This window comes from Nocardioides houyundeii (assembly GCF_002865585.1).
In the GTDB taxonomy this organism is placed as follows: Bacteria; Actinomycetota; Actinomycetes; order Propionibacteriales; family Nocardioidaceae; genus Nocardioides; species Nocardioides houyundeii.
Genome location: NZ_CP025581.1, coordinates 1,546,983 through 1,562,010, shown reverse-complemented (window position 1 = coordinate 1,562,010; position 15,028 = coordinate 1,546,983). Strand labels below are relative to the sequence as shown.

Annotated in this window: 14 protein-coding genes and 1 pseudogene; 1 reads left to right on the top strand and 14 read right to left on the bottom strand. The window is 70.2% G+C overall.

Features of this window, described 5'->3' with window-relative positions:
- Window positions 1-82: 82 nt before the first annotated feature.
- Genes hisH through hisD form a run of 4 tightly spaced genes read right to left on the bottom strand, consistent with a single transcriptional unit; the run spans window position 83 to window position 3,769 of the window.
- Complete coding sequence (gene hisH / locus C0R66_RS07585; RefSeq protein ID WP_101524189.1) at window positions 83-742, bottom strand: imidazole glycerol phosphate synthase subunit HisH; 660 nt, start codon at window positions 740-742, stop codon at window positions 83-85.
- Window positions 739-1,374: an imidazoleglycerol-phosphate dehydratase HisB gene (hisB, locus tag C0R66_RS07580; protein WP_101524188.1), complete on the bottom strand. Its 636-nt coding sequence runs from the start codon at window positions 1,372-1,374 to the stop codon at window positions 739-741. Before hisB ends, hisH begins: the two co-directional genes overlap by 4 nt.
- Complete coding sequence (locus tag C0R66_RS07575; protein WP_101524187.1) at window positions 1,371-2,477, bottom strand: histidinol-phosphate transaminase; 1,107 nt, start codon at window positions 2,475-2,477, stop codon at window positions 1,371-1,373. The genes hisB and C0R66_RS07575 overlap by 4 nt, the downstream gene beginning before the upstream one ends.
- Entirely contained in the window at window positions 2,474-3,769 is a 1,296-nt protein-coding gene (gene hisD, locus C0R66_RS07570; RefSeq protein WP_101524186.1) for a histidinol dehydrogenase, read from the bottom strand. Before hisD ends, C0R66_RS07575 begins: the two co-directional genes overlap by 4 nt.
- Before the next feature lie 69 nt (window positions 3,770-3,838).
- On the opposite strand from hisD, the gene C0R66_RS07565 reads away from it, so the two are divergent.
- Complete coding sequence (locus tag C0R66_RS07565; protein ID WP_241901620.1) at window positions 3,839-4,516, top strand: LON peptidase substrate-binding domain-containing protein; 678 nt, start codon at window positions 3,839-3,841, stop codon at window positions 4,514-4,516.
- Here the strand turns inward: C0R66_RS07565 and C0R66_RS07560 are convergent.
- The 10 genes and pseudogenes from C0R66_RS07560 to C0R66_RS20245 all read right to left on the bottom strand — a co-directional run bounded on the left by C0R66_RS07560 (window position 4,513) and on the right by C0R66_RS20245 (window position 14,922).
- The gene (locus C0R66_RS07560) at window positions 4,513-5,079 is read right to left on the bottom strand and encodes a hypothetical protein (RefSeq protein ID WP_158647944.1); all 567 of its coding nucleotides are present in this window, start codon (window positions 5,077-5,079) and stop codon (window positions 4,513-4,515) included. The genes C0R66_RS07565 and C0R66_RS07560 overlap by 4 nt on opposite strands.
- Window positions 5,076-8,635, bottom strand: a pseudogene (dnaE, locus tag C0R66_RS07555) (DNA polymerase III subunit alpha). The gene C0R66_RS07560 and the pseudogene dnaE overlap by 4 nt, the downstream one beginning before the upstream one ends.
- A 76-nt stretch (window positions 8,636-8,711) precedes the next feature.
- The gene (locus C0R66_RS07550; protein WP_101524183.1) at window positions 8,712-9,728 is read right to left on the bottom strand and encodes a DUF2332 domain-containing protein; all 1,017 of its coding nucleotides are present in this window, start codon (window positions 9,726-9,728) and stop codon (window positions 8,712-8,714) included.
- Window positions 9,729-9,749: 21 nt separating this feature from the next.
- Window positions 9,750-10,235, bottom strand: a complete 486-nt coding sequence (locus C0R66_RS07545) for a GNAT family N-acetyltransferase (RefSeq protein ID WP_199286850.1) — start codon at window positions 10,233-10,235, stop codon at window positions 9,750-9,752.
- Window positions 10,222-11,160 carry an RluA family pseudouridine synthase gene (locus C0R66_RS07540; RefSeq protein WP_101524182.1) on the bottom strand — a complete coding sequence of 313 codons (939 nt, stop codon included), beginning with the start codon at window positions 11,158-11,160 and terminating at the stop codon, window positions 10,222-10,224. The genes C0R66_RS07545 and C0R66_RS07540 overlap by 14 nt, the downstream gene beginning before the upstream one ends.
- The gene (lspA, locus tag C0R66_RS07535; RefSeq protein WP_241901619.1) at window positions 11,157-11,654 is read right to left on the bottom strand and encodes a signal peptidase II; all 498 of its coding nucleotides are present in this window, start codon (window positions 11,652-11,654) and stop codon (window positions 11,157-11,159) included. Before lspA ends, C0R66_RS07540 begins: the two co-directional genes overlap by 4 nt.
- A 456-nt stretch (window positions 11,655-12,110) precedes the next feature.
- The gene (locus C0R66_RS07530; protein ID WP_158647943.1) at window positions 12,111-12,689 is read right to left on the bottom strand and encodes a hypothetical protein; all 579 of its coding nucleotides are present in this window, start codon (window positions 12,687-12,689) and stop codon (window positions 12,111-12,113) included.
- A gap of 23 nt (window positions 12,690-12,712) precedes the next feature.
- A complete protein-coding gene (locus tag C0R66_RS07525; RefSeq protein ID WP_158647942.1) occupies window positions 12,713-13,144 on the bottom strand; it encodes a hypothetical protein in 432 nt (143 codons plus the stop codon).
- Entirely contained in the window at window positions 13,144-13,308 is a 165-nt protein-coding gene (locus C0R66_RS18620; RefSeq protein WP_158647941.1) for a hypothetical protein, read from the bottom strand. Before C0R66_RS18620 ends, C0R66_RS07525 begins: the two co-directional genes overlap by 1 nt.
- Window positions 13,309-14,526: 1,218 nt before the next feature.
- A complete protein-coding gene (locus C0R66_RS20245; RefSeq protein WP_422385614.1) occupies window positions 14,527-14,922 on the bottom strand; it encodes a TraR/DksA family transcriptional regulator in 396 nt (131 codons plus the stop codon).
- Window positions 14,923-15,028 lie beyond the last annotated feature (106 nt).

Sequence of the window (15,028 nt, the reverse complement as noted above, 5' to 3'; positions counted from 1 at the left end):
AGGGGCGGGATCGCACGGACCCGGATGGAGCGGAGGTAGGTGCTGCGTCGGCGCTTGGCGCTCCGGCGCCGCTGCAGCCAGCTCACAAGGACTGCATCCAGTTGCGCAGCAGCGCGGCCCCGGCGTCCCCCGACTTCTCGGGGTGGAACTGGGTGGCGGTCAGCGGGCCGTTCTCGACGGCCGCCACGAAGCGGTCCCCGCCGTGCTCGGCCCACGTGACCAGGGGCGCGCGGGTGCGGTCGTTGGTGACCAGGGTCCAGTCCCGCACGCCGTAGGAGTGCACGAAGTAGAAGCGCTCCTCGGCGATGCCGGCGAACAGCGTCGACGGCGCGGGCGCCTCGACGGTGTTCCAGCCCATGTGCGGGACCACCGGCGCCTGGAGCCGTTCCACGACCCCGGGCCACTCGTCGCAGCCCTGGGACTCCACGCCGTGCTCGACGCCGCGGGAGAACAGGATCTGCATGCCCACGCAGATGCCCAGCACCGGACGGCCGCCGGCGAGCCGCCGGCCGATGATCTCGTGCCCTCGGACCGCCTGCAGCCCGGCCATGCACGAGGCGAAGGCACCCACGCCGGGCACCACGAGGCCGTCTGCGTCCTGCGCGGCCTGACGGTCGGCCGTCAGGGTCACCGACGCGCCGGCCCGCTCCAGTGCGCGCACCACGGAGCGGACGTTGCCCGAGCCGTAGTCCAGGACCACGACCTCCCGGGCGGGGCGGTCTGCGTTGTCTGTCGTCGTCACAGCGAGCCCTTGGTGGAGGGCACGCCCGTCTCGCGCGGGTCGATGGCCACCGCGTCCCGCAGGGCGCGGGCGAAGGCCTTGAACTGGGTCTCCACGATGTGGTGCGGGTCACGTCCGCCCAGCACCCGCACGTGGATGGCCATGTTGGCGTGGTGCGCGATCGACTCGAAGACGTGCCGCGTCAGGGAGCCGACGTACGGCGCCGTGGTGCCCCCGATGGAGACGAACTCCTGGCCCGCGGGCTCACCGGTGTGCACGCAGTAGGGACGCCCGGACACGTCGACGACGGCCTGGACCAGCGCCTCGTCCAGGGGCACGGTGGCGTCCCCGAAGCGCCGGATGCCCACCTTGTCGCCCAGGGCCTGGCGGATCGCCGCACCCAGCGCGATCGCGGTGTCCTCCACGGTGTGGTGGGAGTCGATGTGGGTGTCGCCGACGACGTGCACGACGAGGTCGACCAGGGAGTGCCTGGCGAACGCGGTGAGCATGTGGTCGTAGAAGCCGACCCCGGTGGAGATCTGGGCCTGGCCGCTGCCGTCGAGGTCGAGCTCGAGGTGGATCTGCGTCTCCCGGGTCTCGCGGTCGACGACGGCGACCCGCCTGCCCGTGGCCACGGACTGCTCGGTGCTCATCGTTGCTCCTCCATCGTTTGGGTCTTCATCACGTCCACCAGGGCATCCCTGAAGGCGGCCATCTCCTCGGGCGTCCCGACCGAGACGCGCAGCCAGCCCTGGGGACCGGTCTCGCGGATCAGGACGCCGCGGTCCAGTAGACCCTGCCAGACCGCGTGCCGGTCCACGAGTCCGCCGAAGAGCACGAAGTTGGCGTCGCTCGTGGCCACCCGCAGGCCCTGCTCGGCCAGCCAGGTCACGCAGGCGTCGCGCGCGGCGCGCAGCGCGTCCACCTGGGCCAGCAGCTCGGGCGCGTGTCGCAGGGCGGCCAGCGCGGTCGCCTGGGTCACCGCGGAGAGGTGGTAGGGCAGGCGCACGACGCGCAGCGCGTCACAGATGGCCGGGTCCGCGGCCAGGTAGCCCAGGCGGGCTCCGGCCAGCGCGAACGCCTTGCTCATGGTCCGCGTGACGACCAGGTTGCGGTGCTGCGGGAGCAGCTCCAGCGCGCTGGGCGTCCCGGCCCGGCGGAACTCCCCGTAGGCCTCGTCGACCACCACCAGCCCGTCCCCGGCGGCCTCGCACAGCACCGAGATCGCCTCGGACGGCAGTGCCGTGCCCGTGGGGTTGTTGGGCGAGGGCAGCAGGACCACGCTGGGGCGGTGCTCGAGCACCAGCTCGCGGGCCGCGTCCAGGTCGAGCTCGAAGTCGGTCTCCCGCCGACCCTCCACCCACCCGGTGACGGTGTCGCGGGCGTACTCCGGATACATCGCGTACGTCGGGGCGAAGCTCAGCGCGCAGCGACCCGGCCCGCCGAAGGCCTGCAGGAGCTGGAGCATCACCTCGTTGGACCCGTTGGCGGCCCAGACCCCGGTGGCGGCGATACCGCTGCCGCCCGAGGTGTTGAGGTAGTCGGCCAGCCGCTCACGCAGCTCGGTGAACTCCCGGTCCGGATAGCGGTTCAGCGTGCTCGCCGCAGCCGCGACGGAGGCCGCGATGTCGGCCACCACGGCCGCGGACGGCGCGTACGGGTTCTCGTTGACATTGAGCTGGACGGGCACGTCGAGCTGGGGCGCGCCGTAGGGCTCGATGCCGCGCAGGTCCTCGCGCAGCGGGGGGAACGTCACGACAGCCGCGCCTGGACCGCTGCTCCGTGGCCGGGCAGGTCCTCGGCCTCGGCCAGGGTCACCACGTGCTGGGCGACCTGCTCCAGCGCCTCGCGCGTGTAGTCCACGACGTGCACGGCCCGCAGGAAGGAGCGCACCGAGAGCCCCGAGGAGTGGCAGGCACACCCGGCGGTGGGCAGCACGTGGTTGGAGCCGGCGGCGTAGTCGCCGAGCGAGACGGGTGCATAGGGGCCGACGAAGACCGCGCCGGCGTTGCGGACCCGACCCGCGACCCGAGCGGCGTCGGCGGTGTGGACCTCGAGGTGCTCGGCGGCGTAGGCGTTGACCACCGCCAGTCCCTGCTCGAGGTCCTTGACCAGCACGACGCCCGACTGCTCGCCCTCCAGGGCGGTGCGGATGCGCTCAGCGTGCCGCGCCTGGCCGACCTGCTTGTCCAGCTCGATCGCGACCTCGTCGGCGAGCCGCACCGAGTCGGTGACCAGCACCGAGGCGGCCAGCGGGTCGTGCTCGGCCTGGGAGATGAGGTCGGCAGCGACGTAGCGGGCGTTCGCGGTGTCGTCGGCCAGCACCGCGATCTCGGTGGGACCGGCCTCGGAGTCGATGCCCACGACGCCCTTGAGCAGTCGCTTGGCGGCGACCGTGTAGATGTTCCCGGGCCCGGTCACCAGGTCGACCCGGCGGCAGGGACCCGCACCGTGCGCCAGCATCGCGATCCCCTGGGCCCCGCCCACGGCGTAGACCTCGTCGACGCCCAGCAGCGCGCAGGCAGCCAGGATCGTGGCGGCGGGCAGGCCGCCGTTGTCCTTCTGCGGGGGGCTGGTCAGGGCGATCGATCCCACGCCGGCGACCTGGGCGGGCACCACGTTCATCAGCACGCTGGAGACCAGGGGCGCCAGGCCGCCCGGGACGTAGAGGCCGACCCGGTCGACCGGGACGAGCCGGTGGGTGACGGTCGCCCCCGGCGCCACCACGGTGGTGACGTCCTGCTCGAGCTCGGCCTGGCAGGTGATGCGCAGCCGGCGCACCGACTCCTCCAACGCGGCACGCACGGCCGGGTCGAGCCGTTCCAGCGCGTCGGAGAGCGCGGCCGGGGGCACCACGATGTCGCTCTGGCTGACCCCGTCGAAGCGCTCGGAGAACTCGGTGATGGCCTCCACGCCGCGGTCGCGGACCGCGTCGCAGATGGGCCGCACCAGATGGGTCGCGGACTCGACGTCGAACGCGGCACGCGGCACGGCGGCGCGGTAGTCGACGGACGCGGCGGCGTCCCGGAGGTCGATGCGACGGATCATGGCGCAATTGTAGGCGGGCACCCTGCGTGCCCCGGGACCGGATGAGGGATGGACATCTACGTTGGAGGGGTGAGTGCCACGCCGCCGGAGACCTTGCCGATGTTCCCACTGAGCACGGTGCTCTTCCCGGGTGTCTCGGTGCCCCTGAACGTCTTCGAGGACCGCTACCGGGCATTGGTGCACCACCTGCTGCGCATCGAGGACCCCGCCCAGCGGCTCTTCGGCTCGGTGGCCATCCGCGAGGGTTACGAGGTCGGGGACCACGGCTCCCAGTCGCTCTACCGCGTCGGCTGCCTGCTCCAGCTGACCGAGGTCGAGGCTCGGCCCGACGGGGGCTTCGACATCATGGCGGTGGGACGCAGCCGGATCCGGGTCGAGGAGCTGAGCACCAGCGGGGAGTTCCCGCTCGCCCGGGTGACCGAGATGACAGACCCGGCGGAGACGGTCTCCCCCGAGCTGGTCAACCGGGCACGGGCCACCTTCACCGCCTATCGGGCGGCGGTCTCCGCGGTGCGGTCGGACCCTTTCTCCGGTCGCCTCCCGCAGGACCCGCTCTTCCTGTCGTGGACTCTGGCCGCGCTCGCCCCACTGCCGATGGCCGAGCGCCAGTCATTGCTGGAGGCCGACAGCACCTCCGAGCGGCTGATCCTAGTGGTCGACCTGCTGCGCCAGGAGCTGCGCGCGATGAACGTCATCCCGTCGCTGCCGGCCACCGAGGTGGCTCGGACCCGCTGGTCGCCCAACTAGGAGCCGGACTCGGTCCGCGGCCGCTCCCGCGTCCGGCGCGAACCACCGAGGAACACTCCCATCAGTCCCAGCAGCGCCCCGGCCGGGAACGCGGTGAAGGCACTGGAGTCGAACCAGAAGGGCCACGGCCGGTCCCCCGCGCCGGCGAGCCCGAGGTCCGACGGGATCGCCTCGTAGTCGCCGGCGTCGGCGGCGAGTGCCTGCGGGTCGGCCGGCCCCAGAGCGTGACCGACGTGGAACATCACCCAGCTGGCCAGCACGGCCCCCGTCACCACGGCGACCAGGGTGAGCACCTCACGGTCCTTGGTCAGCGCCGCCGAGACGATCCCGTAGACCAGGCCGCCCGCCAGCCCGATGACGGCGAACCACGCCGTACCGCCGACGTCCTGGCCGAGCCCACCCGGCCCGAGGTACCAGGTGCCCTGGTAGGCCGCGCCGTTCGGCGGTGTCCACGCCGCCTCCCACACGCATCCCAGGAGTGCCCCCCAGACCAGGGCGGCGAGCAGCATGAGCACCAGACGGCGCGCCACCGCCCACCCCGGTGTCCGCTCGGTCCCGCTCACCCGCTCAGGCACCCGGGGCCCAGGAGCTGCTTGAGGTCGGCGAACAGCGCGGCGCTCGCGGTGACCCGGAGCCGGTCGTCGAGCTTCATCACCGTCGTCGAGCTGCGGGTGAGCAGTCGCAGCTGCACCTCGGTCATGCCGGGGTGGGTGGAAAGCACGTCACGGAGCTGGTCGACCACAGGCGCGGTGCAGCGCGTGGACGGCAGGCTGATCACCACCGGGCCGGAAGGGCCGTCGGAGAGGTCGGGGACGGTGATCTCCTGCCCCCGGATCTCGGGCTGGTCCTTGTCGCGCGAGAGCGAGCCCTTGACCCGGACGATCGCGTCCTGGGAGAGGTAAGGCGCCGCGAGCTGGTAGGCGCTGGGGAAGAGCAGCACCTCGATGGCACCGTCGAGGTCCTCCAGCGTGATGGTGGCCCAGGCGTCGCCGCGCTTGGTGATCTTGCGGTTGACCGAGGTGATCAGCCCGCTGACGGTCAGCATGCTGCCGTGCTGCCGGTCCTCGTCGAGCATCAGCTGTCCGATGGTGCAGTCGGTGCCCGAGGAGAGCACGTGCTCCAGGCCCAGCAGGGGGTGGTCGGAGACGTAGAGGCCGAGCATCTCGCGCTCGTGGCCCAGCAGCGTCATCTTGTCCCACTCGTCGATCTCGGGCACCGCCACGGCGATGCCGAAGCCACCCTCCTCGCCGTCGTCGAGACCGCCGAACAGCGAGTCCTGGCCGATGGCCTCGTTCTTCTTGATGTCGACGTACTGGTCGACGGCGGTCTCGTGGATGGTGACCAGCGCCCGACGGCAGTGCTTCATCTCGTCGAAGGCGCCCGCCTTGACCAGGGACTCGATCACCCGCTTGTTGCACACCACCAGCGGGACCTTGTCCATGAAGTCGTTGAAGTCGGTGAAGCGGCCCTTCTCCTCGCGCGCGGCGACCACCCCGTCGACCACGTTGGACCCCACGTTGCGCACAGCGGTGAGCCCGAACCGGATGTCGGTGCCGACCGGGGTGAAGTTGGCGGCCGACTCGTTGACGTCCGGGGGCAGGACGGCGATCTTCATCCGGCGACACTCGTTGAGGTAGATCGCCATCTTGTCCTTGTCGTCCTTCACCGACGTCAGCAGCGCGGCCATGTACTCGGCCGGGTAGTTCGCCTTGAGGTACGCCGTCCAGTAGGAGACGAGCCCGTAGGCGGCGGAGTGCGCCTTGTTGAACGCGTAGTCGGAGAACGGCAGCAGGATGTCCCACAGGGTCTTGATCGCCGCCATCGAGTAGCCGCGCTCGGTCATGCCGGCCGAGAAGGTGGCGAACTGCTTGTCCAGCTCCTCCTTCTTCTTCTTGCCCATGGCCCGACGCAGCAGGTCGGCCTGGCCCAGCGTGTACCCGGCGAGCTGCTGGGCGATCGCCATCACCTGCTCCTGGTAGACGATCAACCCGTAGGTCTCCCCCAGGACGTCCTCGAGGGCGTCGGCCAGCTCGGGGTGGATCGCCTCCACCGGCTCGCGACCGGTCTTGCGGCGGGCGTACTTGTTGTGCGAGTCCGCGCCCATCGGACCGGGACGGTAGAGCGCGCCCACCGCGGAGATGTCCTCGAAGGTGTCGGGGCGCATGGAGCGCAGCAGCGCGCGCATCGGCCCGCCGTCGAGCTGGAAGACCCCGAGCGTGTCACCGCGCTGGAGCAGCGAGTAGGTGACGGGGTCGTCCAGGGTGAGGTCCTCCAGCACGATGGTCTCGCCGCGGTTGGCCTCGATGTTCTTCACCGCGTCGTCGAGCACCGTCAGGTTGCGCAGCCCGAGGAAGTCCATCTTGATGAGGCCGAGGGCCTCGCAAGTGGGGTAGTCGAACTGGGTGATCATCACCCCGTCGGCCGGCCGCTTGAGCAGCGGGATGACGTCGATCAGCGGCTCGCTGGACATGATGACCCCGGCCGCGTGCACCCCCCACTGGCGCTTGAGGCCCTCGATGCCCATCGCCGTGTCGACGACCCGCTTGACGTCCGCCTCGGCCTCGTAGAGCGCCCGGAACTCCCCGCCCTCGCCGTACCTCTTGTGGTTGGGGTCGAAGACGTCGTTGAGCGGCACGTCCTTGCCCATCACCGCGGCGGGCATCGCCTTGGTGATCCGGTCGCCCATGGAGAAGGGGTAGCCCAGGATGCGCGAGGAGTCCTTGACCGCCTGCTTGGCCTTGATGGTGCCGTAGGTGACGATCATCGAGACCCGGTCCTCGCCGTACTTCTCGGTGACGTAGCGGATCACCTCACCGCGCCGACGCTCGTCGAAGTCGATGTCGAAGTCGGGCATCGAGACCCGGTCGGGGTTGAGGAAGCGCTCGAAGATCAGCCCGTGCTGGAGCGGGTCGAGGTCGGTGATGCGCATGGCGTAGGCGACCATCGAGCCGGCACCGGAACCACGACCGGGGCCGACGCGGATCCCGTTGTCCTTGGCCCAGTTGATGAAGTCGGCGACGACCAGGAAGTAGCCGGGGAACCCCATCTGGGTGATGACGCCGACCTCGAAGTCGGCCTGCTTGCGCACCTTGTCGGGAATGCCGTCGGGGTAGCGCACCTTGAGGCCCCGCTCGACCTCCTTGATCATCCAGGAGGTCTCGTCCTCGCCGGGCGGGCACGGGAACCGCGGCATGTAGGTGCCGTTGCCCTCGGTGAACTCCACGTCGCAGCGCTCGGCGATGAGCAGCGTGTTGTCGCACGCCTCGCGCAGGTCGTACTTGTCGACCCACAGGGACCGCATCTCGGCCGGGCTCTTGATGTAGTAGCCGTCGCCGGAGAAGGCGAAGCGCTGGCCCGGACCGTCACCGGCGGGGATGTCCATCGTGGAGCCGGAGTTGATGCAGAGCAGGTGCTCCTGGGAGGCCGCGTCCTCCTGGCGCACGTAGTGGGAGTCGTTGGTGGCCAGCAGCGGGATCTGCAGGTCCTTGGCCAGCCGGAGCAGACCTTCGCGCACCCGGGACTCGATGGACAGCCCGTGGTCCATCAGCTCCAGGAAGTAGTTCTCCCGGCCCAGGATGTCCTGGAAGTCCGCCGCGGTCTGCCGGGCAGCGTCGTAGTTGCCGTGGCGCAGGTGCACCTGCACCTCCCCGAAGGGCAGCCGGTGGTGCCGATGATCCCGCGGCTGTGCTGGGCGAGCAGCTCGCGGTCCATCCGCGGATGCTGGAAGAACCCGTCGCGCCAGGCGCCGGTGGAGAGCCGGAACAGGTTGTGCATGCCCTCGGTGGACTCCGAGAGCAGCGTCATGTGCGTGTAGGCGCCGCGACTGGAGACGTCGTCCGGGCCACCCTTGTAGAAGTTGACGCGCTTGCGCTCGAACCGGGAGATGTTGGGGGTGAAGTAGGCCTCGATGCCGATGATCGGCTTGATGCCGGCCTTCTTGGCCTTCTTGTAGAACTCGTAGGCGCCGAACACGTTGCCGTGGTCGGTCATGGCGATCGCCGGCATGCCGAGCTCCGCCGTCCGCTCGGCCATCTGCTGGAGCCGCGCCGCACCGTCGAGCATGGAGTACTCGGTGTGGACGTGCAGGTGGACGAAGTTGTCGTTGGAACCGGCCGACATGAGTGGCTCTTCCACACCTTCCGAAAGGTCGCTGATGGGCACGCGCTGAGGCGTCTCTGGAGGGAAGGACGTCAGCCTACGTCAGTGTGTCAGGCCCCTCCGACAGGACACCAGACCGGACTCGGACCCACTCGATGGCGTGCCCGTGGCCATGGGTCCAGGCGACCGCCCGGCCGTCGAGGCCGAGGACGAAGCGGCCCGCCGGCGGCCCGGCGGCTGGTCCGGTGGCGCTCACGCCCGGAAGCACCCCGGGACCCTCGTTGCTCACCCAGTGGCACCGCCGCTGGGCCACCAGACCAGCCATCAGCGTGGCGAACCGGTCCCGCTCGTCCGCGTCGAGGTAGGCGGCCACGGCGCTGTGGAAGACCACGGGCAGCCCGTGGCGCCCCGCCTCCTCCACCAGTGAGGGAAGCAGGTCCAGCAGGTCCCCGCGCTGCAGCCGCGGAGGCTCGGCGCGCGCGATCCGGATCGCCGCACGCAGCCGCCGGCGCCGCTCCTCCTGCTCGGGCCAGACCAGGGTCTCCAGCCACGACATCTGGTCGGCGTCCTGGACGTCGAGCGGGTTGAGGTCACAGCCCCCCCGCCAGGCCACCTGCGGATGGCGACGAGGCACCGGGAGCGGCCCCGTGGCCTCGGCCCGGAGCACCGGTCCGACGCCGGTGCGCAGCGAGCCCGCACCGGACCATACGTAGTCGTAGCGGTCCGGGAACAGGCACAGCCCGGCACTGGCCCCGACCTCCACCAGCGCCAGCGGCTCCCCCAGACCCGCCAGCACCGGGACGAGTGTCGCCAGCCTCCCCACCTCGTTGGTCTGCGTGGCGCACGCCAGGACGGTCCGCCGCACGGCTGTCCCGTGCTGCAGCAGCACGCGGCGCAGCTCGGCGTACGGCGCGGGCGCCGCCGCCCCGTGCCGGCGCGCAGCCGCGAAGACCAGGTTGGGCTGCTGCTTGGCCTCGGGCAGGTCCTCCAGCCAGGAGAGGACCTCCGGGTCCTGGGCCACCGACAGTGCCCACTCCTCGAAGCAGGGCGAGTCGCCGCGGGCATAGTCGGCGAAGTCGCGGTAGCGCTCTGCGATGTCTCCGTGCAGCAGCATCTCTCTCCTTCGGGCAGGGACCTAGGTCGCGGAGCCCGGCCACGCGAGATGTACGTCGGGTGCCCGCTCCTCGTTGTCGGACCCGTCCGTGCGCTCGACCTCGACGAACCCGTGGCGGGCGTAAAAGCGCTGCGCCGGCCTGTTGGAGGCGAAGACCCAGAGTCCGAACCCGTCCGGGCGCATCGCCTGCACCAGACCCAGGAGCAGGGAGCCGATCCCCTGGCCGGTGCGGTCGGGGGCGACGTAGAGGTGGTCGAGCCAGGTGGCGGTCGCCAGTGCGAACCCGACCAGGTCGCCGTCGGCGTGGGCCACGAAGAGGTCATGGGTTCCCAGGTCCCACCCGCGGACCCAGGCCGCCATCTCCTCGGGGAGGCGCACCGGGGCCGGGACGGCCGGCACCGCGGCGAACCGCGCCGCGACGTAGAGCGCGGCGACCTCTGCGAGGTCCTCCGGGCCGCCAGGCCGGACCACGACGTCCGCCAGAGAGTCCGGCTCAGCGCTCGTCACGGATCACGTCGAGCGCGTGCTCGAGGTCGGCGGGGTAGGTCGACTCGTACTCGACGTACTCACCGGACTCCGGGTGCTCGAAGCCCAGCTTGACCGCGTGCAGCCACTGGCGCTCCAGCCCGACCCGCCGCGCGAGCACCGGGTCCGCGCCGTAAGTGATGTCGCCGACGCAGGGATGCTTGAGGGCGGCCATGTGCACCCTGATCTGGTGCGTGCGCCCGGTCTCCAGGTGGACCTCGAGCAGGCTCGCGAACCGATGGGCCTCGAGTGTCTCGTAGTGGGTGATGCTGTGCCGTCCGTCGGCCATCACCGCGAACTTGTAGTCGAACTTCGGGTGCCGTCCGATCGGCGCGTCGACGGTCCCCTCCAGCGGGTCCGGATGGCCCTGGACCAGGGCGTGGTAGGTCTTGTCGACGGTGCGGTGCCGGAAGGCGTTCTTCAGCACCGAGTAGGCGTGCTCGGACTTGGTGATCACCATGACCCCGGAGGTGCCGACGTCGAGTCGCTGCACGATGCCCTGACGCTCGGACGCCCCCGAGGTGGCGATCCGGAAGCCGGCGCCGGCGAGGTGGCCGACCACGGTGGGGCCCGACCATCCGGGGCTGGGGTGGACAGCCACGCCTACGGGCTTGTCGATCACCACGATGGCGTCGTCGTCGTGGATGATCTTGATGCCCTCCACGAGCTCGGGGACCAGCGCCAGCGGGTCGCGCAGGACGGGGATGGTCACGTCCAGGGTCGCGCCGGGATGCACCCGCTCGCTCTTGCTCACCCCCGCGCCGTCGAGGTGCACGTGGCCCTGGGCGATGAGCTCGGCGGCGCGGGTCCGCGACAGCCCGAACATCCGGGCCATGGCGGCGTCGACCCGCTCCCCGTCGAAGCCGTCCGGGATCTGCACGGACCGGTGGTCGCTCTGGCCGTTCACGTCTGGTCCCCCTGTTCTGCTCGCGGCGCGGAGTCCCGGGTGCCGTTCAACGCGATCCCCCTCAGGGACTGCACGATGATCACCGCGGCCGCGACGTTGATGAAGATGTCGGCGAAGTTGAAGACCGGCCAGTTGGGCAGGCGCAGGAAGTCCACGACGTGGCCGCGCAGCGGCGTCGGGTCACGGAACAGCCGGTCAGCCAGGTTGCCGGCGACCCCGGCCAGCAGCAGCCCCAGCCCCAGCGCCCACAGCGGGTCACCGAGCCGACGGCTGAGGTAGAGCACCACGCACACCGCCACCGCCGCCAGGGCGGTGAACACGATCGTGAACTCCGTGCCGGTGCTGAAGGCGGCACCGGGATTGAACACCAGGTGCAGGGTGAACCAGTCGCCGACCAGCTCGCGGTCGCCGTCGGCGAGGGCGGCGACAGCCCACGCCTTGGTGGCCTGGTCGATCGTCAGCCCGACGAGGGCGACGGCCGAGAAGATCGCCAAGTGGGTACGTCGAGTGAATCCGGGGGTGTGGCCGCTGTTCTTCAGCGGCGTTCCTCGCGCTGCTTTCATCGCGTCATACCCACCGGTGTGCCAACGGAGGCACAGCCGCTCGCCTCATCGCAGGGCACTCAGCCGACTTGGATCTCGCACGCATCTCGTCGCAATAGTCGCACGCCTACGCACATGTCTCCCAGTCGGGAGTTCTCTGCAACGCTCAAGGGAGCCAGGGTCGCGGCTCAGCCCAAGGGCCGGCCAACTGCCCGGGTAATGCCGGGACCGGCACGCAGCCGCAAGCAACAAGACGTCGACTGGGGCAACAGGTGCGGGCGAGAGAGTCCCTGTGACTTGTCCCTGCCAGGGCCGGACAACATGCCGGCCACGACCACCGAGGAGGCTGACCGGCGAAACCCCCGTCACCGTCCGGAAGGCGTTGCGCACTGCCCGACTGGTGGCTTGTCAGGGCAGCGGGCGCTTCCACTCGCGCCACGCGCCGTCTGGTGTCTCTCGCCACCTGACCGTGAGCTCGGGTGTCCCGGTCTGCATGGACCCGATCGCACGGAACTCGACGGCCTCACCCATCGCGATGCTCTGCGGTTCTGGGCTGTCGAACCGCACAGCATTCTCCGAGGTCAAGGTAACGTCGTACGCGGTAGCCCGGCCCAGGTTTCTGAGCATGTGCAGGCGGCCCTTGAGGCGGTCGACTGTCCAGTGCACGGCCGGCTCGCTCGGCGCAGCAACAGGCATCGGGCCGTTCCACGGGCCACCGTCCTCGGGCGACGGCCACGGCAAGTCATGCCCAGAGGAGGGCCTGGACCACTGCCGCTGGTCCCGCTTCTCGGCCCGGGACATCCAGTCGCCCCACTGCTCGCCCATCTTCTCAAGCGCGTCGGCTGTGCGGTCAGCGGCGTTCCCGCTCTGTTCGGCTGCAGTGGCGCTGCGCTCGGCGGCCACTGCGGCCTTGGCGGCGTCGCGAGAGGCACGGTTCGAGTGCGTCCATCCCACGACGGCGATGCCGAGGGTGACGAAGATGGCCACCCACGCGGCGGCGTCTCCGGCGATCACTGGCTGCCCGGGAGTTGACCGGTGATGACGGTGGCCACGACGGCGGCCAGGGTGTCGCGGCCCAAGCCGCTGACCTGCTCGAGGGTCGCACGTCGCTTCGTCCGCGTGGGCTCGTCTGGTGCGGATGCGACGAGCGCCTCGAGTGCTGCGATCAGGCGGTCCACGCCGCTCTCGGTGTCAGGCCAGGCGCCTACCGTGCGGAGGCCTCGCTCGGTGACGTCGGTGACGTACGCGCCGCCGAAGGTGGCGGCGCTGGTGATGTACCCGGCAGTGGTGAGCTTGTGGATGGAGTTGTCGAGCTCATCGCTGTCGAGTCCGAGCTTCGCGGCAATATCGTCTGTCGCGTTAAAAAGGTCGTCACCGGTCGCGTCGAGCTCGACGTACTCGCGGAGGACGGGGAGGTCGCGGGTGGTCCAGAGGTCGCGCATCACTGAGACCGCCGCTCGAGGTCGTCGATGCGGTCCTGCAGTGCCTGACCGTCGTGGAGGATCTTTCGGGTCTGTCGTGTCTGATGGTCGTGCCAGGCGCGGTGTCGGTTCGAGTTGTGTGGGTTCACCAGTGCGCCGCAGTCGCGGCATTCCTCGGGGGTCATGGCGTGGTCCTCTCTCCCTAGGTCCGGGCGGTGTGCCGGGTGATCGGGAACGTACTCGACACCTCCGACAGGGGTGAGGGGATTTCCGGTCACGGGCGCCCCGGGGCAAGTACGTGGCCGGCGGAGGCAGCGGCGCGACCAGAGGAGCGCCGAACGCCGCAAAATGACCTGCACCCTGGACCGGGACCGGTGGAGATCTACGCCGAAACCAAGTTCGGGCAGAGGGTTGCCGGGCCTCAGCGCACTCAACACATCGTGCTGTATGCCGTCGACGAGGCGCATCGGCGCAGGCAGTACCTCCACTTGTGCGCGCGTACGCCAGGTCAGCGGGCTCAACGTTCGTTCAGGAGACGGCCATGGGCGCCGAGCGGACAGTTATCCACAGGCCTCTGTGGATAACGGAGTAGTCCGAGTCGGGACCGTCTGCTGTGCTGTCCCTGGGAAACGACACAAGTCGGCCCCCTGCCGGAGGTGAAGGTCCGGAGGGGCCTTGCCGACCGAAGGGAAACGACCGACTCATGACCAACGTAACGACCACGCGGCTCGCCGCTCAGGGCGCCCCCGCGTGCCCGAGCTGTGGCAGGCCGCCGACGAGCACGAACGTGCGACTCCGACACTGCTTGGCGACCGCCGACTACCTGTGCTCCGGAGAGCACATCTGGATCACCAGTTGGCTGATCGATCCGCCTCCGGTTCGCGTCGCTGGCTGATCCCGATCTACTTGGGGACGTCGACGTAGATCCCGCCAGGCTGCTGGCCGCCTACGACCGCACGGCGATCGCAGCGTCACGGATCATCTCGGACTGGGTGGTTCCACTGAACCGGATGGATTGCTTCGCCACGGCGATGATGGCCTCGAAGACGGCGTCCCTAGCCTCGGTCTAGCTCTCGCTCGCGGCCACGTCAGTTCTCCTTCGTGGTTCGGTGTCGGGCGGTGTGTCCGATGACGGTCACGCTAGGAAGACCTGCGATAGACCTGCGACCACGGATGTTGGCACCTTGCTCGCGGGTGGTCCCGGCACAGCCAAGCCGTGGCCGGCGTGGTCGGTGCCTCGGGATGCGCTGCCCCGGGTAACTATCGCCGGACAAGCGCACCGCGCCGACGCCGTACTCCCATGGCACGAACCGAGGCTGGTCCGAGTCTGCTGCAGCGGGAGCACTCTGGGTCACACCCGCATCATGCCCCCGAGACGATCTGGGTGGCCCCGAGATACACGCTCAGCGAGCGCCTCTTTTCTCAGCCTGTTGCTTGCATGACAGGCACAGTGTCGCACGCGGGAATGCCATGACCCTCATCTTGCCGATCGGCTGTGCGCAGGACTCGCACACCCCGTAGGTGCCGTCGCCGATGCGGGAGAGGGCCCGGTCGATCTGCTCGAGCATCCCGCGCTCGCCGCTCATCAGGGTCAGCTCGTGGTCCCGCTCGAAGTTGGTGGCCCCGACGTCCGCCTGGTCGTTCCCGGCGCCGTCCCCGGGGTCGCGCATGAGCAGGGACAGGTCGCGCTCCTGCTCCTCCATGATCCCCACGAGCCGGTCGCGGTGCTCGTGCAGGTCGGCCAGCACCTCGTCCAGCTCGGCCTGGGTCCAGGGCTGCTCCCCGTCCTTGACGACCAGGGAGGCAGCCGACGACGTGGTGGGGTCGGCCTTGCGTCCTGCGGTGGCCCGCTTCGCCGCGCTGACCCCGTTGCGAGCCGGCGCCGCCTTCTTGACCCCGTTGCGA